The organism is Halorubellus amylolyticus (assembly GCF_034808145.1).
Lineage (GTDB): Archaea > Halobacteriota > Halobacteria > Halobacteriales > Natrialbaceae > Halorubellus.
Window position 1 is genome coordinate 897,483 of sequence record NZ_JAXHGM010000001.1, and the last position, 23,275, is coordinate 920,757.

General features: G+C 68.8%; 26 protein-coding genes. 11 read left to right on the forward strand and 15 right to left on the reverse strand.

Annotated features, from left to right (window positions below; translation table 11 throughout):
- Positions 1 to 23: 23 nt before the first annotated feature.
- Positions 24 to 1,898, forward strand: coding sequence for a PINc/VapC family ATPase (locus SM754_RS04525; RefSeq protein WP_323675010.1), 1,875 nt, complete (start codon positions 24 to 26; stop codon positions 1,896 to 1,898).
- A gap of 95 nt (positions 1,899 to 1,993) precedes the next feature.
- Here SM754_RS04525 and SM754_RS04530 read toward each other — a convergent pair whose 3' ends face one another.
- Positions 1,994 to 2,281, reverse strand: a complete 288-nt coding sequence (locus SM754_RS04530) for a winged helix-turn-helix transcriptional regulator (RefSeq protein WP_323675011.1) — start codon at positions 2,279 to 2,281, stop codon at positions 1,994 to 1,996.
- Between the two features lie 159 nt (positions 2,282 to 2,440).
- Between SM754_RS04530 and SM754_RS04535 the strand changes: the two genes are divergently transcribed.
- Together SM754_RS04535 and SM754_RS04540 are read left to right on the forward strand one after the other, a co-directional pair.
- On the forward strand, positions 2,441 to 2,824 hold the full coding sequence (locus tag SM754_RS04535) for an EMC6-like membrane protein (RefSeq protein WP_323675012.1): 384 nt from the start codon (positions 2,441 to 2,443) through the stop codon (positions 2,822 to 2,824).
- A 1-nt stretch (position 2,825) separates the two neighbouring features.
- Positions 2,826 to 4,640, forward strand: a complete 1,815-nt coding sequence (locus tag SM754_RS04540; protein WP_323675013.1) for a ribosome biogenesis/translation initiation ATPase RLI — start codon at positions 2,826 to 2,828, stop codon at positions 4,638 to 4,640.
- Between the two features lie 95 nt (positions 4,641 to 4,735).
- On the opposite strand, the gene SM754_RS04545 is transcribed toward SM754_RS04540, so the two are convergent.
- Positions 4,736 to 5,410 carry a hypothetical protein gene (locus SM754_RS04545; RefSeq protein ID WP_323675014.1) on the reverse strand — a complete coding sequence of 225 codons (675 nt, stop codon included), beginning with the start codon at positions 5,408 to 5,410 and terminating at the stop codon, positions 4,736 to 4,738.
- Position 5,411: 1 nt separating this feature from the next.
- Positions 5,412 to 5,933, reverse strand: coding sequence for an archaemetzincin family Zn-dependent metalloprotease (locus SM754_RS04550; protein WP_323675015.1), 522 nt, complete (start codon positions 5,931 to 5,933; stop codon positions 5,412 to 5,414).
- A 39-nt stretch (positions 5,934 to 5,972) separates the two neighbouring features.
- Between SM754_RS04550 and SM754_RS04555 the strand changes: the two genes are divergently transcribed.
- Complete coding sequence (locus SM754_RS04555; protein WP_323675016.1) at positions 5,973 to 6,410, forward strand: UPF0146 family protein; 438 nt, start codon at positions 5,973 to 5,975, stop codon at positions 6,408 to 6,410.
- 8 nt (positions 6,411 to 6,418) lie between these two features.
- On the opposite strand, the gene SM754_RS04560 is transcribed toward SM754_RS04555, so the two are convergent.
- Together SM754_RS04560 and SM754_RS04565 are read right to left on the reverse strand one after the other, a co-directional pair.
- Entirely contained in the window at positions 6,419 to 6,835 is a 417-nt protein-coding gene (locus SM754_RS04560) for a Rieske (2Fe-2S) protein (RefSeq protein ID WP_501993754.1), read from the reverse strand.
- Positions 6,836 to 6,941: 106 nt separating this feature from the next.
- Positions 6,942 to 7,247: a transcriptional regulator gene (locus tag SM754_RS04565; RefSeq protein ID WP_323675018.1), complete on the reverse strand. Its 306-nt coding sequence runs from the start codon at positions 7,245 to 7,247 to the stop codon at positions 6,942 to 6,944.
- Positions 7,248 to 7,483: 236 nt separating this feature from the next.
- Here SM754_RS04565 and SM754_RS04570 point away from each other — a divergent pair, with 236 nt between their 5' ends.
- Positions 7,484 to 8,452, forward strand: a complete 969-nt coding sequence (locus SM754_RS04570) for a nucleotidyltransferase family protein (protein WP_323675019.1) — start codon at positions 7,484 to 7,486, stop codon at positions 8,450 to 8,452.
- 118 nt (positions 8,453 to 8,570) lie between these two features.
- Here the strand turns inward: SM754_RS04570 and SM754_RS04575 are convergent, their stop codons facing one another.
- The 5 genes from SM754_RS04575 to SM754_RS04595 form a co-directional block, all read right to left on the reverse strand.
- Entirely contained in the window at positions 8,571 to 9,293 is a 723-nt protein-coding gene (locus tag SM754_RS04575) for a diphthine--ammonia ligase (protein ID WP_323675020.1), read from the reverse strand.
- Positions 9,294 to 9,355: 62 nt separating this feature from the next.
- Positions 9,356 to 10,525 (reverse strand): DUF373 family protein, encoded by a 1,170-nt coding sequence (locus SM754_RS04580; RefSeq protein WP_501993735.1) that lies wholly within the window; start codon positions 10,523 to 10,525, stop codon positions 9,356 to 9,358.
- Positions 10,526 to 10,664: 139 nt separating this feature from the next.
- Complete coding sequence (gene sppA, locus SM754_RS04585) at positions 10,665 to 11,654, reverse strand: signal peptide peptidase SppA (protein WP_323675021.1); 990 nt, start codon at positions 11,652 to 11,654, stop codon at positions 10,665 to 10,667.
- Positions 11,655 to 11,789: 135 nt separating this feature from the next.
- Positions 11,790 to 12,680, reverse strand: coding sequence for a coiled-coil protein (locus tag SM754_RS04590; protein ID WP_323675022.1), 891 nt, complete (start codon positions 12,678 to 12,680; stop codon positions 11,790 to 11,792).
- Between the two features lie 251 nt (positions 12,681 to 12,931).
- Positions 12,932 to 14,866 carry a glycoside hydrolase family 2 protein gene (locus SM754_RS04595; RefSeq protein WP_323675023.1) on the reverse strand — a complete coding sequence of 645 codons (1,935 nt, stop codon included), beginning with the start codon at positions 14,864 to 14,866 and terminating at the stop codon, positions 12,932 to 12,934.
- Between the two features lie 110 nt (positions 14,867 to 14,976).
- Between SM754_RS04595 and SM754_RS04600 the strand changes: the two genes are divergently transcribed.
- Together SM754_RS04600 and SM754_RS04605 are read left to right on the forward strand one after the other, a co-directional pair.
- Positions 14,977 to 15,129: a hypothetical protein gene (locus SM754_RS04600; RefSeq protein ID WP_323675024.1), complete on the forward strand. Its 153-nt coding sequence runs from the start codon at positions 14,977 to 14,979 to the stop codon at positions 15,127 to 15,129.
- Between the two features lie 48 nt (positions 15,130 to 15,177).
- The gene (locus SM754_RS04605) at positions 15,178 to 15,618 is read left to right on the forward strand and encodes a DUF371 domain-containing protein (protein ID WP_323675025.1); all 441 of its coding nucleotides are present in this window, start codon (positions 15,178 to 15,180) and stop codon (positions 15,616 to 15,618) included.
- A gap of 39 nt (positions 15,619 to 15,657) precedes the next feature.
- Here the strand turns inward: SM754_RS04605 and SM754_RS04610 are convergent, their stop codons facing one another.
- Positions 15,658 to 16,260: a DUF2391 domain-containing protein gene (locus SM754_RS04610; RefSeq protein WP_323675026.1), complete on the reverse strand. Its 603-nt coding sequence runs from the start codon at positions 16,258 to 16,260 to the stop codon at positions 15,658 to 15,660.
- A 105-nt stretch (positions 16,261 to 16,365) separates the two neighbouring features.
- Here SM754_RS04610 and SM754_RS04615 point away from each other — a divergent pair, with 105 nt between their 5' ends.
- Together SM754_RS04615 and SM754_RS04620 are read left to right on the forward strand one after the other, a co-directional pair.
- Positions 16,366 to 17,169, forward strand: a complete 804-nt coding sequence (locus tag SM754_RS04615) for an endonuclease III domain-containing protein (RefSeq protein WP_323675027.1) — start codon at positions 16,366 to 16,368, stop codon at positions 17,167 to 17,169.
- A gap of 134 nt (positions 17,170 to 17,303) precedes the next feature.
- Complete coding sequence (locus SM754_RS04620; RefSeq protein ID WP_323675028.1) at positions 17,304 to 19,229, forward strand: PAS domain S-box protein; 1,926 nt, start codon at positions 17,304 to 17,306, stop codon at positions 19,227 to 19,229.
- 21 nt (positions 19,230 to 19,250) lie between these two features.
- Here SM754_RS04620 and SM754_RS04625 read toward each other — a convergent pair whose 3' ends face one another.
- Both SM754_RS04625 and SM754_RS04630 read right to left on the reverse strand, forming a co-directional pair.
- Positions 19,251 to 19,664: an EamA family transporter gene (locus tag SM754_RS04625; protein ID WP_323675029.1), complete on the reverse strand. Its 414-nt coding sequence runs from the start codon at positions 19,662 to 19,664 to the stop codon at positions 19,251 to 19,253.
- Between the two features lie 6 nt (positions 19,665 to 19,670).
- Positions 19,671 to 20,309 carry a bifunctional 4-hydroxy-2-oxoglutarate aldolase/2-dehydro-3-deoxy-phosphogluconate aldolase gene (locus tag SM754_RS04630; protein WP_323675030.1) on the reverse strand — a complete coding sequence of 213 codons (639 nt, stop codon included), beginning with the start codon at positions 20,307 to 20,309 and terminating at the stop codon, positions 19,671 to 19,673.
- 89 nt (positions 20,310 to 20,398) lie between these two features.
- On the opposite strand from SM754_RS04630, the gene SM754_RS04635 reads away from it, so the two are divergent.
- On the forward strand, positions 20,399 to 20,743 hold the full coding sequence (locus SM754_RS04635; RefSeq protein WP_323675031.1) for a hypothetical protein: 345 nt from the start codon (positions 20,399 to 20,401) through the stop codon (positions 20,741 to 20,743).
- A 43-nt stretch (positions 20,744 to 20,786) separates the two neighbouring features.
- Positions 20,787 to 22,025 carry a mandelate racemase/muconate lactonizing enzyme family protein gene (locus tag SM754_RS04640; protein WP_323675032.1) on the forward strand — a complete coding sequence of 413 codons (1,239 nt, stop codon included), beginning with the start codon at positions 20,787 to 20,789 and terminating at the stop codon, positions 22,023 to 22,025.
- 313 nt (positions 22,026 to 22,338) lie between these two features.
- Here the strand turns inward: SM754_RS04640 and SM754_RS04645 are convergent, their stop codons facing one another.
- Both SM754_RS04645 and SM754_RS04650 read right to left on the reverse strand, forming a co-directional pair.
- Positions 22,339 to 22,542 (reverse strand): hypothetical protein, encoded by a 204-nt coding sequence (locus SM754_RS04645; protein ID WP_323675033.1) that lies wholly within the window; start codon positions 22,540 to 22,542, stop codon positions 22,339 to 22,341.
- 94 nt (positions 22,543 to 22,636) lie between these two features.
- A complete protein-coding gene (locus SM754_RS04650; protein WP_323675034.1) occupies positions 22,637 to 23,269 on the reverse strand; it encodes a rubrerythrin family protein in 633 nt (210 codons plus the stop codon).
- Positions 23,270 to 23,275 lie beyond the last annotated feature (6 nt).

Sequence of the window (23,275 nt, forward strand, 5' to 3'; positions counted from 1 at the left end):
CGGCGAGGCCCGTAGGGTCGTGCATGAACGTAGTCCCGGACACGAGCGTGGTCGTCGACGGCCGCGTGTCCGCGAAGGTCGACGACGGCACGTACGACGGCGCCACCATCATGGTGCCCGAGGCCGTCGTCGCTGAGCTCGAAGCGCAGGCGAACGCCGGCCACGACACCGGCTGGGCGGGCCTCGAGGAGTTACAGCGCCTCGCCGAGCGCGCGGACGACGGCGTCGTCGAACTCGCGTACATCGGGACGCGTCCCGACGACGTCGCCATCGACGCGGCGAGCGAAGGCGAGATCGACGCGCTCATCCGCGAACTCGCCGAGGAGCGCGACGCCGTCTTCCTGACGAGCGACGTCGTTCAGGGCGAGGTCGCGAAGGCGAAAGGTATCGACGTGGACGTCGTCTCCCCCGAGGTCGAGGAGCTCGGCACGCTCAACGTCGAGACCTACTTCACCGAGGACACGATGAGCGTCCACCTCAAGGCGGGCGCGGTCCCGAAGGCCAAACGCGGCGAGATCGGCGACATGCATTACGTCGAGATCGCCGACGATCCGCTCGACGAGGCGACGATGGACGAGTACGCGAACGAGATCATCAACGCCGCCAAGGAGGAGTCAGAGGGATTCCTCGAGCTCTCGAAGACCGGGATGGACATCGTGCAGTTCCGGGACTACCGGATCGCGGTCGCACGGCCGCCGTTCAGCGACGGCGTCGAGATCACGGCCGTTCGCCCGATCGCGCTCACGGACATCGACGACTACGACTTCGCCGACGAACTCAAGGAACGGCTGCTGGAGCGCCAGCGCGGCGTCCTCATCTCCGGGAGTCCCGGGGCGGGGAAGTCGACGTTCGCGCAGGCGGTCGCGAACTACCTGAACGACCACGACTTCTCCGTGAAGACGATGGAGAAACCCCGCGACCTCCAGGTGGACGCGGACATCACGCAGTACACCGAACTCGACGGGTCGATGGCGAACACCGCCGACTCGCTGCTGATGGTGCGGCCGGACTACACGATCTACGACGAGGTCCGGAAGACCGACGACTTCGAGGTGTTCGCGGACATGCGGCTCGCGGGCGTCGGGATGCTCGGCGTCGTGCACGCCACCCGCGCCATCGACGCCCTCCAGCGCCTCGTCGGTCGCGTCGAACTCGGCATGATTCCACAGGTCGTCGACACCGTCGTCTACATCGAAGCCGGCGAGGTCGACACCGTGTACGACGTGAACACCGAGGTGAAGGTACCCCACGGCCTCACCGAGGAGGACCTGGCGCGCCCCGTCATCACGATCAACGACTTCGAGACCGACGAGCCGAAGTACGAGATCTACACGTTCAACCGCCAGGTCGTCACCGTCCCGCTCGACGACGCCGAGGACGGCGGGAGCGAGACCGGCGTGAACCGGATCGCGAAACAGGAGATCGAACGCGAAATTCGCTCGATTGCTCGCGGACACGTCAGCGTCCAGTTGAAGGGGCAGAACACCGCGGTCGTGTACGTCGACGACGACGATATCTCGAGCGTCATCGGGAAGGGCGGCGGACGCATCCAGGACGTCGAGAACCGCCTGGGTATCGACATCGACGTCCGCACGCACGACGAGAACCCGCACTACGAGACGGGGTCGAGCGGCGGCAGTACCGGCGGAAGCGGTGCCAGTGCCGGCGGCGGTTCGACTGGGCAACTCACCGAGCCCGAGATCACGAGTCGTCACATCGTCGTTCCCGTGGACGGCCACGTCGGCGAGACCGTCGAGATCCGTGCGGAGGACGAGTACCTGTTCACGGCGACCGTCGGTCGCGGCGGCGAGGTCCAGGTCTCGCGAGGGAGCGCGATCGCCGAGGAACTGGAGCGCGCCATCGACCGGAAGGCACCGATAACGGTCCACACGGACTGAGACGGCTGTCCATCGGGCTGAGACGGCTGGTTCGCAGGAACTCACGAACCTTGTTCACACGGACTGAGACGGCGGGAGATCGACGCGAGCCGGTCTTACTCGGCGCAGCAGGTCTCGACGTCGCCGTCGGTCTCCCCGCCGTCCGCCGCGATGGGTTCGCCCGTCAGCTCGTAGAGGCTCTGCCGGGCGTCCGCGAAGTAGACGTCCTGGCTGACGAGGTCGATGTCCTGTAGTCGCTCCAGCGCGTACCGGACCGTCCGCGCCGAGAGCATCGACTCCTCGACTATCTGTTTCTGGGTGAGCGGGCCGTCGTACTCGAGTACCTTGTAGACGAGTTTCGCGCTCGGCGGTAGCTCGTCGAGGTCCTCCCCTGAGTCACTCATCGTTACGAATCGAAACGCCCATCGCTCTTAAAGCTTGACCCGAACCAGAGGGAATCGCCGGTTCCCGGACGCCGCGAACACCCCTGTGGCCAACACAGTGGACCGCTGGGGCGCACGGAGAGCGAACGGCTTTTGGGGCGACGTCACGGACAAGACGGTATGGCGACAGAGACGCAGAGCCAACGACAAGCGCACGTCCTCTCCGTGACCCGTACCGGTATCGCCGCCGCCCTCGGCGTCGCCGCCGCGTTCGGGTCGTGGTTCCTCACGCAGGACATGAGCGCCGCCGCCGCCTCGAAGGACCAGACGGCGCAGCTCATCGTCCTCGCGGCCGTCGCCGTCCAGCCCATCCTCCAGCAGGTCCTGGGCATCTACAAGGACGACTTCGGCGCGAAGGACTTCCTGTTCATCCTCTTCATCACGTTCTCCATGTGGTTCGTGACGTGGACGATCATCCTCACCTCCGACGCACACAGCGCCGCGGCCGCCAACGAGGCGCTCGCGTCCGGAGCGAAGCACGCGCTCGCCGGCCTCTGGAACTGACATGGCCGACGACAGCATCGCGGTCGTGGACCTGGAACGCTGCCAGCCCGACCGATGTAACTACGAGTGCAAGAACTTCTGTCCGCCGAACCGCACGGGCAAGGAGTGCATCACCGTCCGCGGCGAGGACGCCGAGGACGGGAAACCGGACCAGGTCCGCATCAGCGAGGAGATCTGTCTCGGGGAGACCTGCGGTATCTGCGTCGAGAAGTGCCCGTTCGACGCGATCGAGATTATCAACCTCCCGAGCGAGCTCGAGGAGCATCCCGCGCATCGCTACGGCGAGAACGCGTTCTCGCTGTACGGACTGCCGACGCCCCAGCGCGGGCAGGTGACGGGCATCCTCGGCCCGAACGGCATCGGGAAGACGACCGCGGTCCGCATCCTCGCGGGCGAACTCCAGCCGAACCTCGGCGAGTACGCGAACCCGCCGGACTTCGAGGCGGTGCTCGACGAGTACCGCGGGACCGAGAAGCAGACGTACCTCGAGCGCCTCGACGAGGGCGAGCTGTCGGTATCGCGGAAACCGCAGTACGTGGACGAGATTCCCTCGCAGTTCGACGGCGTCACCCGCGACCTCCTCGAGGCCACGGACGAACGCGGCGTCCTCGACGAGCTCGTCGAACGCATGGAGATCGCGCCCGTGATGGACCAGTCCATCGACAGCCTCTCCGGCGGGGAACTGCAGCGCGTCGCCATCATCGCGTGTCTCGCTCGCGACGCGGACTTCTACTTCCTCGACGAGATCACGCCGTACCTCGACATCGGGCAGCGCGTCACCGCGGCGCGCATCATCCGCGAACTCGCAGACGAGGGCGAGAAGTCGATGCTCGTCGTCGAGCACGACCTCGCCATCCTCGACCTGCTCGCGGACAACCTCAACATCGCGTACGGGGAACCCGGCGCGTACGGCGTCGTCACGGACCCCAAGAGCGTCCGGAACGGCATCAACGAGTACCTCAAGGGCTACCTGGAGAACGAGAACATGCGCGTTCGCCCGAACGCGATCAAGTTCGAGGAGCACGCGCCCCGCCCCGTCGAGAAGGGACAGGTGCTCGCGGAGTACCCGGATATGGAGATGAGCTACGGCGACGGCGAGTTCAGCCTCGCCGTCGACGGTGGCGCCATCCGGGAGAACGAGGTGCTGGGCATCGTCGGCCCGAACGGTATCGGGAAGTCGACGTTCGCGAAGATGCTCGCGGGGAACCTGGAGCCGACGAGCGGCGCCGTCGACGTCGACCTCGACATCTCCTACAAGCCCCAGTACATCGACATCGGGCAGCCGATGCGCGTCGACGTCTTCCTGCAGTCCATCACCGACCAGTTCGGGTCGAGTTACTGGAACACCGAGATCGCTCAACCCCTCCAGTTGAACCGCATCATGGAGCAGAACCTCGAGGACCTCTCCGGTGGGGAGCGACAACGCGTCGCCATCGCGGCCTGCCTCTCGGAGAACGCGGACCTCTACCTCCTCGACGAACCGTCGGCGCACCTGGACGTCGAGCAGCGCGTGCAGGCGACGCGCGCGATCCGCCGGTACGCCGAACGCCAGGACGCGACCGTGATGGTCATCGACCACGACATCTACATGATCGACCTGCTCGCGGACCGCCTGCAGGTGTTCGAGGGCGAACCCGCGAAGCACGGGCACGCGACGCCGCCCCAGGAGATGCGGTCGGGGATGAACGAGTTCCTCTCGAACCTCGGCGTGACGTTCCGACGCGACGAACGCACGAAGCGCCCGCGCGTCAACAAACCCGGCAGTCAGAAGGACAAGCAGCAGCGTAAGGACGGCGAGTACTACTACGCGAACTAGCTCGCCGCGTCGGTCTCTGTTCTCTTCGCATCCGTGTCTGCGTCAGACATCGCTGTCGTCACGCAGGGTCCGTGTCGACGTCGGGCGTCGGTCCCTCACGTCGCGTCCGTGTCGACGTCTCGTCGACGGACGAACGAGCCGACCTCGTCGAGGAACGCGCCGACGTCGTCGTGCGCGTCCGCGAACTCGACGAGCGTGCCGTTCGTCCCGCCACGCGAGACCCACGCGAGGTCGGTCGTCGCACGAGCGAGATAGCACGCGCTGTCACCGGGGCCCGTGAGGTCACCGAACTGTCGAACGCGCGCCGTGAGGCGGTCGCGGACCGCCGCCGGTGACTCGTTCGACGCGTGCGCGACGCTGACTCGCCCGTCGTCGACGTGCACGACGACCTCGATCGCTGACCGGGCGAGCGAGCGACAGAGCTCGACGAGGACGTCGTCGTCGTAGCTCGCGACGTCCGTGAACGCCGCGAACGCGTCGTCGTTCGCCGCACGCAGACTCCGCGTATCCACTCGCCGCATGTACTTCCGCGCCAGTTCATTGGCGGCCGCGAACGTCTCGCGTTCCCCGAGCGTCATCGGGACGGCCGGCTCCGGGTCGAGGATGCGATGCACGCGAACCACGTACGCCACGGGCTCCTTCTGGCTCGCTCGCCCGTACGCGCGCTCGTACCGCGGGAGCACGCTCACCGTGAGGTTCCGTCGGTCGTAGAAGTACTCCGCGCCGTGACGTCCCTCGTACTCTCGATGCCAGCCAGCGGGCAGTTCCATCTCAGAGGACTTGTCGCTGGCACGTCCCGCAGAGCGTCTCCTCCTTCACGTCAACCTCGCGAACCGTCGGGGAGAAGTTCATGACGCAGCGCTTGTTGTCGCAGTGCTCGAGCCCGAGCGTGTGCCCGATCTCGTGCACGATCTCCTTCCGGATGCGACGCTGGAAGACGTCGCCGTCGTCAGTCTCCGCGATACCGCCGTCGCTCGACGTCTGCAGCCGGTACGTGGAGACGACGCTCCCGCTTCCGTCGAGGTACGCGAGCCCGAACACGTAGTTCCGTCGACGGTAGAAGAGGTCCTCGGCGGTGATGGCGATGTTCTTCTCGCCAGACCCTTCTCGTTCGGCAAGCTGGATGAACTCCTCGGCGGCGTACTGCTTGCGTTGCGTGTCGTAGGCTTCCTTCGGCGACGGCTGGGGTTCGTGGACGCTCACGTCGCACCCATATACCGACCTGAGTCCCTCGGAGGCGGCGCGCTTGACGTGCGCCGGCACCTCCCCGACAGGGACGATGTCGACGAGCATGCGCTATCGTTAGATACCTCCACGTATAAACATCCCGGCGTGGGAACACGAGAGGAAGTCCACGTGGCGCTCGCCGATCGCCTCGACGAGTTCGACGCCCTCGTCGAGGTCGGCGTCGGGAATCGGCCCGCGGTCGCGAGCGCGCTCGCCGCTCGCGGACGGTCCGTCACCGCGACCGACGTCACGGAACCGCGGAGCGTCGCGGACGGGTCGTTCCCGGAGCGCGTCGCGTTCGTCCGCGACGACGTCACGAACCCCGACCTGGCGGTGTACGCCGACGCGGACGTCGTGTACGCGCTGAACTGTCCACCGGAACTCCAGCGCCCGCTCGTCGACGTCGCGCGGGCCGCGGACGCCGTCGCCGCGTTCACGACGCTCGGCGCCGACCCGGTCGTCGTTCCCGCGACGCCCGAACCGCTCCCCGGCGTCCGCGAGACGCTGTACGTCGCGAACGCACGGCCGAGACGACGGTCCTGACGGAGCCGTCACCACTCGACGTTCGACTCGGACGTGCTCGCCTCGCCGTCGGTCTCGATGGGGCCGTCGCCGACGTACTCGAAGTCGTCGTCGACGAGGAAGACGTCGCCGTCGCGCGTCGCGGTCTCGACGTCGTCGAGCACCGCGCCCTCGCAGGGGCCGTACGTGCAGACGCCCGAGTCCGCCTCGAACATCGCCGCGTGATTCCGGCAGACGAGTTCGCCGTCGCGCATCGGCGCGCCATCGCCCTTGTCGATCCGGATGTGCCGGAAGTGCATGCAGCGGTTCAGGTACGCGACGACGCCGTCGCTCTGTCGCGTCAGCATCGCCTCGTCCACCTCGCCGTCGCCGTCACGCACCCTGAACAGGTGCGTCGACTCGACGGGAACCTCATCGACGCTCGCCACCCGCGTCCCCTCGGTCATCGACTCGAGGTAGAGGAGCGCGTCGGTATCGGGCTTACGGTCGCTCACGACCGCCACTCCGTCGTCGCGGCGACGACGGGGCGGTCGGGGCGAGCACGGGCCCCGGTCAGGGGTCCGATTCGATGACGAACGCCGGCTCCTCGACGCCCTCGTGCTTGCACTCCGGGCAGCGCGACGGCCGGTTGAGGAGGTCGTCGAAGTCGCTGAACCCGCACTCGACGCACTCCGGCGGTGCGACCAGGAGTTCCTCGTCGTCGTCGCTCCCCGCAACCGTTCGAGAGATGTGCTCGACGTGCCGGAGCGCGGCGCCGGCTGTCACTTCGAACTCCGTCGCCAGCGCGCTCGGCGTGGCGGGGTCGTCGCGGAGTCGGTCGGTCATGCGCTGCCGCGTGGTCGCCTCGGCCTCGCGCATGCGAACGAGTTCGCAGTCGAGCGATAAACGTCTTGTTGCGCTCGGGGGACTCCGAGACATCGAGCGCGCGACCACGGGGCGAACGACGGCGCACCCTCGCTCGCCGCGACCACGGTCGACGCGCTCCACGTTCACTCACCTCGAAGGGCTGTAGCCGTCGGCAATCTCGACCGGACGTGCCAATCGCTCGACAGCGAAGGACAAAGGTCTTGAAAGGGGACGGAGAACTCGGGGATATGAAAGCAGTCGTGCTCGCAGGCGGCTACGCCACCCGCATGTGGCCGATTACGAAACACCGACCGAAGATGTTCCTCCCGGTCGGCGAGTCGACGGTCATCGACCAGATATTCGCGGAACTCGAGGAGGACGACCGCATCTCTGACGTCTACGTCTCCACGAACGAACGCTTCGCGGGCGACTTCGAGTCGTACCTCGCCGAGAGCGACTTCGAGAAGCCCGTGCTCTCCGTCGAGGACACGACCGGCGAGGACGAGAAGTTCGGCGTCATCGGCGCGCTCGCCCAGCTCGTCGACCGCGAGGGGATCGACGACGACCTCGTCGTCGTCGCCGGCGACAACCTCATCAGTTTCGACGTCTCCGAGTTCATCGACTTCTTCGAAGCGAAGGACGCGCCGTCGCTCGCCGCGTACGACGTCGGGTCGAAGGAACGCGCGAAGTCCTACGGGCTCGTGGAACTCGACGGCGAGCAGGTCGTCGACTTCCAGGAGAAACCCGACGACCCGAACAGCACGCTCGTCTCCATCGCGTGCTACGCGTTCACCGCGGAGACCGTCGGGCTCCTCGAGACGTACCTCTCCGGCGATAACAACCCCGACGAACCCGGGTGGTTCGTGCAGTGGCTGCAGGCTCGCGAGGACACGTACGCGTTCACGTTCGACGGTGCGTGGTTCGACATCGGCACGCCCGAGTCGTACCTCGAAGCGGTCGCCTGGTATCTGAACGGCGACAACCACATCTCGGAGGCGGCCACGTTGCAGGACACGACGCTCGGCGAGAACGTCCACGTCATGGGGGACGCGACCGTCACCGACAGCCACCTCGATCACTCCGTCGTGTTCTCGGACGCCACCATCACCGCGTGCGACCTCCGGAACTCCATCATCGACGAGCACACGCACCTCGACAACCTCGACCTCGCCGGCGCGCTCATCGGCGCACACACCCAGATCTCGAACGGGGAGTAACCGGTCGCACGAGCGTACGGCGTCCGGTGGACGCCGTTTCTGACGCTCGGATTGCACAAGCGTACGGGCGCCGCTGCTGTCGTTCGTACTGGTTCGGGGGTCCGGACGGGGTGACGCCCTATTCGAGTTCTGCGTTCGTTATCTCGACGTGACCGCGAGTGCCCTCCCAGACGGTGTCGTACTCGACGTCGATGCGGTGGTCCATGTGTGGGCCGTCGAGGACGAACGTCTCGAACTCGCCGCCTTCGCCGAGGACGTGCACGCCGTACTCGTCGTGGAGCGCTTCGAGTTCGTCTAGTGCGTCGCGGTCGAGCGTCCGGCCGAGCCAGGACTCGTCGAGGCCGCCCGCGGCGACCTGGAGGACGACGATCTCGAAGCCGGCGTCGAGCATCGCGTCACCGAGCGCTCGCGGGTCCTCCCGCCAGAGCGGTGCGAACAGCTCGCAGTCCAGGCGTTCGCACATCGCTTCGATGCGGCTCGTCTGGTACTCGCTCTCGACGGCGCCCGCGGTCACGCCCGCGATACCTCCCGGGAGGGTCGCGTCGAGGTCCGCGAGCGCGGCTTCCAGCGGTTCGAGCTCCGCGTCACCTTGCGCGCCCGAGTCGGTCGCGGTCTCGGCTTCGAAGTCCGCGGGGTGGACGTCGACGAGGTCGATACCGATGCTCTCCGCGGCGAGCCCGGTGAGGTGGGTCGCCGGAACGTGGTACATGTACGAGTCGTTCTCGGGGTGGACGGTCACGAGCCGGGAGACGTCCAGGCCGCGTTCGAGCGCCTGATGGAGCGCCCACGACGAGTCCTTCCCGCCCGAGAACAGGCTCACCCACGAGCCGTCGGCTGTCATATCGGGACGGTGGGAAGCCGCGCACAAACCTCCCGCGGTTTCGCGGACGCGCCTGGACGGGGCTACGACCCGGTCTCGAGCTCGTCGCCGTCCTCCTCGACCTCGTCGTCGATGGTCGGTTCGGTGAGGAACGCGGCGACCTGGACGCCGGCGATGGCGAGGAGGACGGCGGCGACGACGAACACGGCGAGGCGTTCACCGGTGCCGAGCGTGAACGATTCGATGCGGACGGCGCCGAGTTGCGTCGTCGGGACGGTGAAGCGGTCGAAGACGCCGGCGCGTTCGAGGAAGTACCCGCTGAAGCCACGGACGACGAGTGCGACGGACGTGAGCACGAAGGGAATGTTCAGGCTCGACGACGACAGCGTCCGGTCGTCGGTGAGGTACTCGTCGAGGATGCGGCCGGCGCTCGCGGTGACGCCCGCGCCCGTCAGCCACGGGACGGCGTCGTACGCGAACCGCATCGCTGGTAGGACGACGCCTTCGACGTCGGTGAGGTTCGAGGCGGCGAGCGCGCCGACGAAGAGACCGACGAACGTGAGGCCGACGGCGACGACGTACGTGACGACGGAGACGTTCCCGGAGTACAGCGCATCCCGCGTCTGGCCGGCGACGTCGGTGAGGACGTCGTCGATACTGAAGCCCTTGTAGAGGAGGAATATCCCGATGACGGCGGTGATCGTCGCCGCGCCGATGGCGGGACTGTACATGAGCGCGAGCGCCGGGAACGCGACGAACGCCAGCCCGACGGGGACGAGGATGGTCTGCCGTAGCTCCTCGTCGGCGAGGAACTGCTTGAGGAGGTAGTACGTCGACTCGATGTCCCTGGCCTGCCGGACGACGACGCGGTCGACGCTGTCGACGTTCAGTCGGCTCTCGACGACGGGGACGAGGCGTTCGTCTTCGGCGCTGTCGATGACGACGACGGCGCGGTCGAGTTCGTGCTCCGCGATCAGGTCGTCGAGCTGGAGCGCGACCGCGCGGTCCGCGCCGACGACGCTGTCGCTCGCCCCCGAGACGACCGCGACGACCGCCTCCTCGTCGTCGTCCCGGAGGTCTCGGGCGACCCGGAGGGTCTCCAGGAGCGAGTTCACGCTCGAATCCTCCGGGTCCGCGAGTCCGACGTCCGTCACGAGCGACCGCACGGCCTCCCAGCCGACGACGGGCGTCTCCAGCCCGGTCTTCCGGCCGATATCGTCCGCGCGGTCGACGCACACGACCAGCGTAGCCACTGGCGTAATCGAACAGGACCGGGCGTATAAATCTGCCGTGGACTGACCGCACCGGCATACGCCGTCCGCCAGGACGGCGTTTCTGCGCTGCGGTCGGTTGTGCTGCGGTAGGGAAGGGGTGTGCGGAGGCGGCTGGCGGTTACCGGAGTTCGAACTGGATGTCGTCGTCAGCGTCGACGACGCTGGCGAGGCCGGCGCCGGCGGCGTACGCGACGGTTGCGGCGCCGCCGCGGAGGCGTCGGCCGACGCCCTGCTGCGGCGTGAATTGCCTGACGTCGACGTCGGTCCGGAGTTCGTCTTCGAGGTGAGCCTCGATGGCGTCGCGGTCGCCGAGCTCGTCGACGAGCCCCATCTCCTCGGCGTGTTCGCCCGTGTAGACGCGGGCTTCGGTGTCGCGGACGACATCGGGGTCGAGACCGCGGCCCGCTGCGGCGCGTTCGACGAACGCCTCGTACTGCTCGTCGACGCGGTCCTGGAGGTACTCGCGGTCGGCGTCCGTCGTCTCGGCGAACGGCTGTCCGGCGTCCTTGTACTCGCCGGCGGTGATGTACTCGAAGTCGACGCCGAGTCTCTCGGCGAGTCCGGTGGCGTCCACTTGCGTGCCGATGACGCCGATGCTCCCGATGATAGAGAGCTCGCGCGCCCAGAGTTCGTCGCAGCCGGAGGCGATCCAGTAGCCGCCGCTCGCACAGAGGTCGGTTGCGTACGCGATCGTCGGTCCGTCGAACGCCTCGGCCGCGTTCCGGATGTCGTCGCTCGGGAGGACGGCGCCGCCGGGCGTGTTCAGTTTGACGAGCAACGCGTCGACGTTCGAGTCGTCGTCGGCGCGCTCCATCTGTTCGACGACGTCGTCCGCGCCCGGCGACGTCGGTGACGTCGGGAGGGGCCCACCGCCGCCGTCGCGCGTGATCGCGCCGTTCACTTCGACTTCCGCGACGTTGTACTCCGGCAGGAGGCTCCCCGCGGCGTTCCCGCCGACGTACACGACCACGCCAGCGGTCACGAGCAGGAGGACGACCCGCAACGGGTCCGGCCCCCACTCGACGAACAGGAACCAGCCAGCCACCACGCCGACCACCGCTGCGAGCACCACGATACCCAACCGAGTCAGTCCGCGAGCGTCTACCATACCACACAGTACGAACGACCACTCAAAAATCGACCGCTGGCGGCCACCCGCTCGCAACCCCGCCGCCGGTGCCGATGACGACGCCGCCGCTGCTCGCGTGCGTCGACCGAGACAGAACGGGATAGAGAACCGCGCTTAGAGGCGTCCGGCCTTCTGCAGCTTCATGAGGTCCTCGGTGTCGAGCGTCTCCCCGTCCTTGAAGCGCTCGTAGATCTCCTCGGCTTCCTCCTGGACCTCCTCCTTCTTCTTCTCGCGCTCGGCCTGCTCCTCCTCCTCCTCCTGCTTGTCCAGCTCGCGCAGCCGCTTCTGGACGCGCACGAAGTCCTCGTGGTGACGGTCCGCGGCCTCCTGAGCCTGCACGAACTTCTCGTGCATCTCGTCGGCCTCGTCGCGGATGTCGTCGGCCTCGCGGTAGGCCTCGATCATCTGGTTGTGGTGCTCCTGCGCCTTGTCAGCGAGCTCCGTCACCTTCTGGTGGTGCTTCGAGGCCTCGGAGCGAACCTCCTCGGCTTCCTCGACGAGCTCGTCGAGATCCTCGTTCTGGCCCATCTTCTCCTGGCGCTCGGCGTACTCCTCGCGCTTGGACTCGATCTTCTCGATGAGCTCCTTCTCCTCCTCGCTGGAGAGCACTTCGGTCTGCTGCTTGAACTCAAGGTCCTCGATCTCGGACTCGAGCTTCTCGAGGTCCGTGCCGTCGTCGAGGTTCATGTCGGACTTCATCCGCTCGACCTTGTCGAACAGCTCGTTCGCGTCCGCGTTGAGCTCGTTACGCTTCTCCTTGTGCTCCTGGACGAGCTCGTTGAGTTCGTCGCGCTTCTCGCGGTGCTCTTGGGCTTCGTCGACCTTCTCGCGCGTCTCCGCGTTCAGGTCGTCGCGGGAGGACGCGCGCTCGCTCGCCATCTGGTTGAGATCGTTCCGTCGGTCTCGCAGCTGGCCGGCGACTTTGATGAGCTGGCCCTTGCTCTTGTTCTCGAGGTCGTCCTCGGTAAGCTCTACGTTCTTGGATGTGTCTATCGAATCTACCATGGGTTAGTCAACCCTCTATTCCGTCCCGCGCCGGGGGGATAGCGTGTGCTCGAGACCTGGGTTGACGCTACGGCGATAAGATTCCGTGTCATTCTGGTCTGCGAGCGATGCTACCGGAACACCCGGCGGCGTTCTGGTACCAGTACATACCGCGTCATGTAATTTAAATCTGCCGGTCCTCTGAGTCGGGGAAATCGGACGAAGGCGCGCCCACGACGGGCGTGAACGGTTCGCATACCGGTGGCTCGTGTTCATAAATGGACCGTTCGGGTGACCTCGCCGGCGGGGGTCTCGAACGCGAGGTCGACGGCGTCGGCGGCGGCGGGGATCGAGACGGTGCCCGCGGTGGCGGTGCCGAGCGCTGGCGCGTCCACCTGGAACGCGGCGTCGACGTCTCTCCCGGTGACGGTGAGGGTCCCCGAGACCGCCGCGGGGGCGTCGTTCACGAGCGCGACCGGAACGGTTCCCGGTGGGTCGGCGGCGAGGAACGCCTGGACGGGTGCGAGCGCGTCACCGAGCGCCCTCGCGGCGGGCTTCTCGGTGCCGTCGGCCGCGTAAACGCCCATGCCACCGCCGGCGGCGACGTCCCGGAGACAGAACGCCGCGAGGACGTCGCTGCCGTGCCGACGGAATCCGCTCGCGACACGCGAGACGATTCGCGCCTGCGTGCCCTGCGAGCGAGCGACGAGGTCGTTCGCACCGCCGTCGTTCGCGCCCCGTCCGCTCCAGGTGCCGGCGTCGACGTCCCCGAGTACGGCGTCGTGGGTCGCTCGGTCCAGGCCGACCGGCGCGTCCGTCCCGGCGCTCGCGTCGGCGAGCGACCCGGCGCCGAACTCGGTCACGACTCGCGTCGCGTCGGGATAGGTGTCGACGAGCCAGTCGACGTCGGCGGCGCGCCCGTACCGCCAGCCCGGGTAGAGGTGGGCGGCGTCGGGCCGTGAACCGAGCGGACCGCAGACGGGGAACGTGACCGCGTCCGCGGGGAGGGCGTCGGCGACGGCGTCTGCGAGTCCGCGGTCGACGGCCGCTCGCGCGGCACGCGTCCTGATGCGGTACCGGCTCGTGCGGCCCGTCCCGACGCGCTCGGCGAACGGCTGCACGGGGTCGTCGTGGACGCCGTAGCACGCGACGCTCGGGTGGTGGTCGACGTGCGATGCGAGTCGACGGGCGAGCGTCCGCCCGCGCTCGACGGACCGGCCGGCGTCGCGGTCGGGCCCGGAGAGCGGGAGGTCCTGAGCGACGAACACGCCGGCGTCGTCCGCGGCGTCGTAGAACGACGACGGGAGGACGTGGCCGTGAAGGCGGACGAGCGTGGCGTTCAGTTCCCGGGCGCGCTCCAGGTCGGCTTCCGGGTCGGTCGTCGGAAGGACGTTCACGCCGCGAGCGCGGACGCGGTCGCCGTTCACGCGCAGACCGTCCTCGTGGTCGTACGTGACGGTACGGAAGCCGGTGGCGACGGTGCGCTCGTGGTCGGCGAAGCGCGCCCGGACCGCGTACCGGTTCGGGTCGCCGCGGTCCGCGGGCCACCACGACGCCGGGTCTCGGACCGCGACCGAGTGCGTGACCGTCACGCGTTCGCCCGCGTCGGCCTCGACGGGGATGCGCTCCATCGAACCGCCGCTCCCCCGGAAGTTCTCGGGGCGGACGGACACCGTCACGGTGTCGTCCACCGGGTCGGCGGCGTCGACGGTGACGGCGACGTCGACGACGCCGCGGTCGGGGTCGGGGCGGCGCGCGTTCACCGCGAGGTCCGCGAGGTACGTCCGCGGCCGCAGTCGCAGGTGGACGCCCCACCAGATGCCGGGGACGGAGAGGCTATCGGGGACGTCGTCTGACGCGTACGCGCCGGCGTAGCCGTCGGTCGGGCGTCGACAGACGACGACGAGCTCGTTCTCGTCGTCGGGCTCGAACTCGAAGCGAGCGGGACGGAAGTACGTGTCGTGCGTGCCGAGGACGTCCCCGTCGAGGTACACGGTCGCGTCGCCGTACAGGCCGCGGCAGTCGAGGACCGCGCGCTGACCGGGGTCGAGACGCGGGTCCGGGAAGCGCTTGCGGTACGCGACCGCGTCCGCGCCAGCGAACCGCTTCGGTCGCCCGGGCACCGTCACGGGCTTCCAGGACGCGACCGACGGCGGCCCCGCTCCCGCGGCGTCCTCGACCTCGCCGGCGCGCCACTCGCCACCCATTCGGTGAAAGTGGCGCGGGCCGAACCCATAGGCGTTGCGTCCATCGACCCGTTTCACTTTCACTCCGGGTACGGCTCACCGTCAAGTGGGTGTGGCGTCTATCCGATTCCATGCTGGAAGAACTGACCGCGACGTGCGAGGACTGCGACGCCGACCTGAACGACGCCGCGTTCGGGCTGGCGATGGACCTCGGCGACGGCGAACGCCGCCTCTACGAATGCGGCTGCGGGGCCGTCACCGTGACCGTTGTCCGCGACCGCTAGCGGCCGCGGTCCGCGAGCCATAAGTCCGCTCGCCGGGAACCGGCGCGTATGACCGACGACGCCGCGACCACGCACCGCGAGGTCGTGCACGCCACCGGCCACGAGCACGTCAGCGCCGAGCACGCGAGCACCTTCGAGGTGACGACCGACGACTGGTTGACGCCGGCGGGGGACTGCATCCTCGCGGTCGACGCCGACCGGGCGCCGGCGGACTTCTCCGACGCCTTCCGCGACGCCGTCCAGGACGCGGACGCGACCGTCACGATGACGCTCGAGGTCGACGACTCGACGGCGACGTTCGAGGGCCGGGGGCACCCGGGGCTCGCGCTCACCGACGACCGGAGCATGGTCGGACGCACGTCGACGCACGTCGACGACCGCACGATAATGCTCGAAGCCGACGGCGCCGCCGAGTCCGTCGACCGGGACGTCGTCGACGCGCTCGCCGACGGCGCGGACGTCCGCGTCGTCCTCGAAGCCACGCTCTGACCGGCGCGAGATGTGTGCTGGGGCGGCCGGAGTGCGCGGTCAGGTTCCGGGGAGGATGTCGCCGAGGGCGGCGCCGATCGCCATGGGAACCCACGCGACGGAGATGGCGGCGATGGCGACGACCGGCGTCGTCCAGTCGACGCGCCCCCACGCCGTCATCGAGACGACCGCGAACGCGAGCGAGATACCGAGGACGCCCGCGAGCCGCCGCGGAACGATACCGAACAGGCGGTGCGTGACTCGGACGTCCTGGATGTCGCTCACGTAGAGGATGCCGACGACCGCGGCGACCGTGAACGCGTACGTGGCCGCCACCGAGAGCGGGTGGGTCGCGAGGAATTCACCGACCTCGCCGGTGCCGCCTTCGACGAGCATCGGGATGCCGAAGAGCGCGCTCCCGAGGAGTGCTTCGGCGGCGTCCCCGCGGTCGAACTCCCTGACGATGCGCCCGAACACGCCGACCGGTTCGACGGCTGCCGCGGTCCGCATCGCCGCGGCGACGCGCTCGCGCTCGGCGGGGTCGTCGACGGCGTCCGCGAGCGACTCCAGTTCGTCGTAGAGGTCGCCCATATCCGGCGGGTCGTCGTCGCGGTCAACGGTCCTGCCCCGGCGCTCGTCCCCGTCGTCGCCCGATTCGCTCATACCGGGGTCGACTCGCCCCGGGGCCGTAATCGCTTGGACGAACGTGCGTGACTCCCCGGGTGGTCGAGCGAACGGTACTTGCCGCTCCCGCGAGAACGCCCGACCATGACCGACGACGCGGAACCGGACGTGAACATCTCCGGCGGAACCGCGGGCGGCGGGGTCGAGACGTCGTTCGACCCGGAGGCCGCGGGGACGCGCGCCGAAGCGGTCGTCGACCGACTCGGCGAACTGTACTGGCAGAAGGCCTACGGCGGACGGGACGGCTTCGAGTGCCTCGTCCGAACCATCCTCAGTCAGAACACGAGCGACGTCGCGAGCCAGCCCGCCCACGACGCGCTCGTCGACCGGTACGGCCCGGTGAGTGCGCTCGCGACGAACCTGGACGCGGCGCCCCACGACGAGCTCGCAGAGACCATCTCGTCGGCGGGGCTCTACAACCAGAAGGCGGCGAGCATCCATCGCGCCGCCGCGTGGGTGCTCGAGGAGTTCGGTTCGACGGGCGAGTTCGACGCGTTCGTCCGCGACGGCGACCCGGACGAGGTCCGCGACCGGCTCCTCGACGTGAAGGGCGTCGGCCCGAAGACCGCGGACTGCGTGCTCCTGTTCGCGGGCGGACGGGGCGGCGTGTTCCCCGTGGACACGCACGTCCATCGCATCTATCGGCGGATGGGTCTCGCGCCGGCGGACGCGGACCACGAGGGCGTCCGCGAGGTCCTGGAACGGGACGTCCCCGCCGAGAAGTGCGGGTTCGGGCATACGGCGACCATCCAGTTCGGCCGCGAGTACTGCTCGGCGCGCAAGCCCGCGTGTCTGGACGACCCGGACGCGTGCCCGCTCGCCGACGCCTGCGATCAGGTCGGGGTGTACCCGGAGACGGGTGAGGTCGAGGACCCCAGCGACGCGTAGTCGCGAGCGCGACGGGCGTGGACTTCGCGCTCGCCCGGGAGACGACAGACATGGATATCCCGGTCGGTTGCGAGTCGAGCGCCGAAGTCGGTTCGCCGGTGACTTGATACTTGCGGAGTTGTTAGCACGAGTGAATGACCACGGGTGGTCGCTCCACGACCGTGCTCGCCGCCGGGGTCTCCGATATCGCGACGACCAGCGTCCGCGACGCACTCCCGACGGCGGCCGTCACGGTCCGGACCAGCGACGCCGCGACCGTCGACCGGGACGCGGCCATCGGCGTCGACTGCGTCGTCCTCGGCGACGACGACGGAACCGTGGACGCCGTCGACCGCCTCGCCGCCATCCGCGACGTCCGCCCCGACGTCCCGGTCGTCTTCGTGCCGACCGACCCGACGCAGGGCGTCGCGACCGATGCGGTCAGCCACGGCGTCGACGCGTACCTTCCGGCCGACACCGTCGACGAGCCCCCGTCGGAGCTCGCGGACGCGGTCGTCGACGTCCTTCCTCTCTCGGGCGCCCTCCCCGACGGCGAGGACGCGGCCGCGGCGGCCGATGCGGGAACCTGCGGACGACCCGGGACGACCGCGGACGGCGGCCGGACCACGGCACCGCTTCCGACCGCAGACGATCCGTTCGACCACAGGCCAGGCGTCCCGGACGAGCCGAGCGACCTCGTCGACGCCGCACCGGTCGCGAACCGACTCGTCGAGCTCGCCCCGGACGCGATGTTCGTCGCCGACATCGAGACCCAGGCCGTCCTGGACGTCAACCAGGCCGCCGCGGACGCGCTCGGGTACGCGCCCGAGACGCTCCGCGGCGTCCACGTCACCGAACTCCATCCCGGGGACGCCGCGGAACTCATGGCGCACGTCGACGGGTTCCTCGACGACAGCGATCGCGCCGTCGACCCGCGGTTCGACGCGCTCGACGGCCTCGAACTCCAGACGCGCCGCGGCGAGACCGTCCCGGTCGCCCTCCGCGCCGACACCGTCACGGTCGACGGCCGCACGCTCGTCGTCGCCGTCTTCCGGGACGTCAGCGACGAACGCGAACGCATCGAAGCGCTCGAACGCACCGAACGCCGCCTCCGGAACGTCACCGACGCGGCGTTCGACATCGTGTTCCGGCTCGACGCGGACGGGCTGTTCGAGCGCGTCTCCGGGACCGTCGAGGCCGTCCTCGGGTACGAACCGGGCGAACTCGCGGGCGAACCGTTCTCGGCGGTCGTCGCCGACAGCGACGGGCAGCGAGCGCTCGACGCGTTCGCTCGCGCTCGCGACGGGAAACGCGTCTCCGAGCTCCAACTGGCGGTCGTCGCCGCCGACCAGCGTCGTCGACGCGTCGAGGTGAACCTCGTCCCGGTCGTCGTCGACGGCGAGGTCCGCGGGCTCGAAGGCGCGGCGCGCGACGTCACCCGCCAGTACCAGCGCGAGCGACTGCTGTCGGTGCTGAACCGCGTGCTCAGGCACAACGTCAGGAACGCCGCGACGGTCCTCACCGGGCACGGCGACGCGCTCGCGAGCGCCGACCTCGACCCGGACGCCCGGTCGCACGTCGACGCCATCCGCGAGACGAGCACGGACCTCGTCGCTCTCGGCGAGAAGTCCGCGCGACTCCGACGCGCCGCACGGAACGACGACGGGACCGCGAGCGTCGACGCCGCGACCGCCGTCCGGAGCGCCGTCTCCCGCCGCGGGCTCGACCCGGAGAAGCTGACCGTCGGCGGGACCGCGGCCGTGACCGTCGGCGGCGAACTCGAGTTCGCCGTCCACGAACTCCTCGCGAACGCCGTCGAGCACGCCGGCGAGGTCACAGCCGTCGCGGTCGAACCGCACGACGCGTTCGTGACCGTCGCGGTCGTCGACGACGGCGACGGCCTCCCCGAACAGGACCGTCGCGTGCTCGAAGGCGCGGAGGAGTCCCCGCTCGAACACGGGAGTGGGCTCGGCGTCTGGCTCGTCAACTGGATCACGAGCACGGGTGGCGGTCACGTCCGCGTCGACACCGACGACGATGGGACGCGCGTCGAACTGCACCTCGCGAAAGCGGACACCTGACCGTTCGCGACCGCTTCGCCGTCACCCGGCGAGCAACCAGACCGCGACGCTCGCGGTCGCGATACCGGCGACCGTCCGGAGCGACGCGGACTCGTTCAGGAAGAGGACCGCGAGCACCGCCGCGACCACGAAGTAGAGCGCCGACACCGTCGTCACGACGCCCGCACTCCCGCGGTCCAGACCGACGTAGAACGCGACCGCGCCGACGCCAGCGAACACGCCGGCAATCGCCGCGATACCGAGTCCACGCACCGAGAACTCGACCGACGCCGGCCGCGTCAGCACGTACCCGAACGCGATAGCCGCCCCCGTCGCGTACGACACCACCATCGCGACCTCCGGCGACACGTGGTCGGTCGCTACCTCCGCGACGACCGACCAGACGCCCCACGCCACCATCGCCAACAGCCCGTACGCGAGCGGGGAACCGAGCATCGCGGACTATCGTGCGTCCTCGACGACACCGACGAGCTCCTCGGCGCGCGCGGTAATCTCGTCCCAATCCTGGCGTTCGAGCGCGTCGTCGGGAACGAGCGCGCCACCGGCGCCGACCATCTCCGCGCCCGCCTCGACGTACGCGCCGGCGTTGTCCGGGCCGACGCCGCCCGTCGGCATCAACGGAATCTGCGGGAGCGGTCCCCTGATGCTCGACAGATGCCCGGGACCGTACGTCGAGGCCGGGAACACCTTGCAGAGGTCCGCGCCCGCCTCGTACGCCGACAGCGCCTCCGTCGGCGTCGCCACGCCGGGCGCGACCGGAATCCCGTACCGGTTACAGGTCTCGACGACGCCCTCGTCGAACGTCGGACTGACGACGAACGACGCACCGGTGAGCTGGACCTGTCGCGCCGTCTCCGCGTCCAGGACCGTCCCCGCACCCACCACGACGGGCTCGCCGCGGTAGTGCTCGACGAGCGCGTCGAGGGCCGCCAGGGAGTCGTCGCTCCCCATCGTCACCTCCATCGCCGTCACGCCACCCTCGCGGAGCGCGTCCCCGACCGCTTCGACGTCCGACGCGTCGACACCTCGAAGCACCGCCACCACGCCGCTCTCGCGCATCCGCGAGATCGTCTCGTTCATGTCGCCCAGTCCACTCGGCGGCGACATAAACCCACGCACCACGGCGACGTTCGCGACCCCAGTGCGGTTCCATCACTCGACGACGAGTGGTGCCGGCCGTTCCGACGGACTGCTATCGTCGGACGCTCGCGGCCGTCGCAAATCCCAAGACGCTGGCGGTCGGTGATGGAACCATGTGGGGGTTTGTGCGGCGATTGTTGACCGTGCGGACGCTGTTCGTGGTTCTCGGACTGTACGTGGTGACGGCGGCGAGCGCTATCGCGTTCCTCGACCTCGGGAGTGCGGGGACGCTCGTGGCGTTCGTGACGCTCGCGTTCTCCGTGGTCGCGATCGGCGTGCTGGGGGCGTACGTCCGATGGATCCGTAAGCAGGTGGCGGACATGAACTCGCCGCCGCCGGGCTGGGAGCGCGACCGCGGCGCCGAGGACGAGTGACCGCCGTCGAAAACTTTACTGGATTGCGAGTAAACTATGTGCTATGGGAGTCGACTACGCCGACCTGCACGACCCGAACGCGGAGTACACCATGCGCGAACTCTCGGGTGAGACGATGGGCGTCACACGAGACCGCGGCGGCGGCCGCGACGTCGAGATAACCGACGTCCAGACGACGATGGTCGACGGGAACTTCCCGTGGACGCTCGTCCGCGTCTACACCGACGCCGGGGTCACCGGCACCGGCGAAGCGTACTGGGGCGCGGGCGTCCCGGAACTCATCGAACGCATGAAGCCGATGCTCGTCGGCGAGAACCCCCTCGACATCGACCGCCTCTTCGAGCACCTCGTCCAGAAGATGAGCGGCGAAGGGAGCGTCGAAGGCGTCACCGTCACCGCCATCTCCGGCATCGAGGTCGCGCTCCACGACCTCGCCGGGAAGATCCTCGACGTTCCGGCGTACCAATTGCTCGGCGGGAAGTACCGCGACGAGGTTCGCGTCTACTGCGACTGCCACACGGAAGCGGAGGCCGACCCCGAGGCGTGCGCGGACGAGGCCGAACGCGTCGTCGAGGAGCTCGGGTACGACGCGCTCAAGTTCGACCTGGACGTCCCGAGCGGGCTCGAGAAGGACCGCGCGAACCGACACCTCCGCCCCGGCGAGATCCGTCACAAGGCCGAGATCGTCGAGAAGGTCACGGAGCGCGTGAAGGACCGCGCGGACGTCGCGTTCGACTGTCACTGGACGTTCTCGGGCGGGTCGGCGAAGCGACTCGCGAGCGCCATCGAGGAGTACGACGTCTGGTGGCTGGAGGACCCCGTGCCGCCGGAGAACCTCGACGTGCAGGAGGAGGTCACGAAGTCGACGACCACGCCGATCACGGTCGGCGAGAACCGGTATCGCGTCACCGAGGAGCGCCGCCTCATCGAGAACCAGGCGGTCGACATCGTCGCGCCCGACATGCCGAAGGTCGGTGGGATGCGGGAGACGCGGAAGGTCGCGGACGTCGCGAACCAGTACTACGTCCCGGTCGCGATGCACAACGTGTCCTCGCCGGTCGCGACGATGGCGAGCGCGCACGTCGCGTCCGCCATCCCGAACGCGCTCGCCGTCGAGTACCACAGCTACGAGCTCGACTGGTGGGAGGACCTCGTCCAGGAGGACGTCATCGTGGACGGCTACATCACCGTCCCCGAGAAGCCCGGGCTCGGCGTGACGCTTGACATGGACGCCGTCGAGGAGCACATGGTCGACGGCGAGACGTTGTTCGACGAGGTCTGAACGGGCTCGTCGAGCAGGAAAATCTCGGATTTTCCGTGTTCGACTGAGCGGAGCGAGTTCGAGCCAGCGAACGATGGATTCGCGTCGTTCGACGAGGTGTGGTGTGCTGTCGCTGGATTTGCGTCGGGGTGAGTGCTAGGGCGTGCAGGCGACGCGTCGCTGGTCGTCCGACGGTGCGTCGCGCTCCTGCCGTGGCCGCCGGACGCGTGTGGTTACGTGATGGGAGTCCTGGCCGCGGCTTCGTACTTGAACCGTGGGGTACGAGTGTCGCGTCCGCGCGTCGCTCACGTGCCAGTCGACGCGGTAGGTCCGCTCACTCCTCGACGTCGGCGTAGAGGCGGACGAGTCCGCACTCGGGGCACATGCCGGCGTCGACGGGGACGGTCTCGTCCACCCCGAGTTTCCCGAGGAGGCCTGCCTTCTTCTCGCCGGTTCGCACGTGTGGTTTCCACGCGTCCTGCATCCCGAAGTCGACGGCTTCGAGCGTGACACCACAGTCGGGGCAACGGTGGTTCATGCGCGACGGTTCTCGTGTCCGTCTCTTGAAAACACGGGTTCGCGTGCCGGGCGACCCCCAGGATGTCGCGGTCGCGGGTCTGACGACGGCGCCCTCAGCACGTGGACTTCGGGTTGACGCCCATCTCCGTGAGGGAGTCCGCGTACTCGTCGTACGCGAGCTGGACGACGTACTCGGCGGTCGCCTGCGCGCGCTCGACGTCGTCGTCGGTCACGCAGCAGTCTCCGAGGACGTCGACCCCGAGGTCGAGTTCCGCCTCTGTGTCCGCCTTGAGGTCCCGGAAGAGGTCCGCGCCCGCCTGGTCCGCCTCGTTCACGTAGAAGCCGACGACCTGCGTGTGCGCACGGAGACTGACGAGCGGCCGACCGACGAGCGCGCCGGCGACGCGGGAGACGGTGTCGTCGCGCCCGCGGAGGTAGCCGTGGACCGCGCCCGCGTGGTCTGGGGTCGGGCGACCGTCGAGGCGCTCGCAGACGCGGTCGTAGTGCTCGGCCTCCTGTGCCGCGACCCGCTCGAACGCCTCGCGAGCGCGGTCGTCGTCCTCCGCCGCGGCGAGCGTCTCGAACGTCTCGCGAGCCAGGTACTCGCTCTCGGCGACGGCCGACAGTATCGTCGACTCCGAGAGGTCCGCGTCGGTGAGTGCGATGAGGTACTTCGAAGACCCGAGGCGGTCCAGCTGGGATTTCTTCTCGCGTTCGACCGTCTCGCGGAGTGCCGGGGCGTCCATGCACGG

What these genes read in the sequence shown, in the direction of transcription:
- SM754_RS04525 (WP_323675010.1), top strand. Translation starts at nt 24, where the DNA reads ATGAACGTAGTCCCGGACACGAGCGTGGTCGTCGACGGCCGCGTGTCC.
- SM754_RS04530 (WP_323675011.1), bottom strand. Translation starts at nt 2,281, where the DNA reads ATGAGTGACTCAGGGGAGGACCTCGACGAGCTACCGCCGAGCGCGAAA.
- SM754_RS04535 (WP_323675012.1), top strand. Translation starts at nt 2,441, where the DNA reads ATGGCGACAGAGACGCAGAGCCAACGACAAGCGCACGTCCTCTCCGTG.
- SM754_RS04540 (WP_323675013.1), top strand. Translation starts at nt 2,826, where the DNA reads ATGGCCGACGACAGCATCGCGGTCGTGGACCTGGAACGCTGCCAGCCC.
- SM754_RS04545 (WP_323675014.1), bottom strand. Translation starts at nt 5,410, where the DNA reads ATGGAACTGCCCGCTGGCTGGCATCGAGAGTACGAGGGACGTCACGGC.
- SM754_RS04550 (WP_323675015.1), bottom strand. Translation starts at nt 5,933, where the DNA reads ATGCTCGTCGACATCGTCCCTGTCGGGGAGGTGCCGGCGCACGTCAAG.
- SM754_RS04560 (WP_501993754.1), bottom strand. Translation starts at nt 6,835, where the DNA reads ATGACCGAGGGGACGCGGGTGGCGAGCGTCGATGAGGTTCCCGTCGAG.
- SM754_RS04565 (WP_323675018.1), bottom strand. Translation starts at nt 7,247, where the DNA reads ATGCGCGAGGCCGAGGCGACCACGCGGCAGCGCATGACCGACCGACTC.
- SM754_RS04570 (WP_323675019.1), top strand. Translation starts at nt 7,484, where the DNA reads ATGAAAGCAGTCGTGCTCGCAGGCGGCTACGCCACCCGCATGTGGCCG.
- SM754_RS04575 (WP_323675020.1), bottom strand. Translation starts at nt 9,293, where the DNA reads ATGACAGCCGACGGCTCGTGGGTGAGCCTGTTCTCGGGCGGGAAGGAC.
- sppA (WP_323675021.1), bottom strand. Translation starts at nt 11,654, where the DNA reads ATGGTAGACGCTCGCGGACTGACTCGGTTGGGTATCGTGGTGCTCGCA.
- SM754_RS04590 (WP_323675022.1), bottom strand. Translation starts at nt 12,680, where the DNA reads ATGGTAGATTCGATAGACACATCCAAGAACGTAGAGCTTACCGAGGAC.
- SM754_RS04595 (WP_323675023.1), bottom strand. Translation starts at nt 14,866, where the DNA reads ATGGGTGGCGAGTGGCGCGCCGGCGAGGTCGAGGACGCCGCGGGAGCG.
- SM754_RS04600 (WP_323675024.1), top strand. Translation starts at nt 14,977, where the DNA reads ATGCTGGAAGAACTGACCGCGACGTGCGAGGACTGCGACGCCGACCTG.
- SM754_RS04605 (WP_323675025.1), top strand. Translation starts at nt 15,178, where the DNA reads ATGACCGACGACGCCGCGACCACGCACCGCGAGGTCGTGCACGCCACC.
- SM754_RS04610 (WP_323675026.1), bottom strand. Translation starts at nt 16,260, where the DNA reads ATGAGCGAATCGGGCGACGACGGGGACGAGCGCCGGGGCAGGACCGTT.
- SM754_RS04615 (WP_323675027.1), top strand. Translation starts at nt 16,366, where the DNA reads ATGACCGACGACGCGGAACCGGACGTGAACATCTCCGGCGGAACCGCG.
- SM754_RS04620 (WP_323675028.1), top strand. Translation starts at nt 17,304, where the DNA reads ATGACCACGGGTGGTCGCTCCACGACCGTGCTCGCCGCCGGGGTCTCC.
- SM754_RS04625 (WP_323675029.1), bottom strand. Translation starts at nt 19,664, where the DNA reads ATGCTCGGTTCCCCGCTCGCGTACGGGCTGTTGGCGATGGTGGCGTGG.
- SM754_RS04630 (WP_323675030.1), bottom strand. Translation starts at nt 20,309, where the DNA reads ATGAACGAGACGATCTCGCGGATGCGCGAGAGCGGCGTGGTGGCGGTG.
- SM754_RS04640 (WP_323675032.1), top strand. Translation starts at nt 20,787, where the DNA reads ATGGGAGTCGACTACGCCGACCTGCACGACCCGAACGCGGAGTACACC.
- SM754_RS04645 (WP_323675033.1), bottom strand. Translation starts at nt 22,542, where the DNA reads ATGAACCACCGTTGCCCCGACTGTGGTGTCACGCTCGAAGCCGTCGAC.
- SM754_RS04650 (WP_323675034.1), bottom strand. Translation starts at nt 23,269, where the DNA reads ATGGACGCCCCGGCACTCCGCGAGACGGTCGAACGCGAGAAGAAATCC.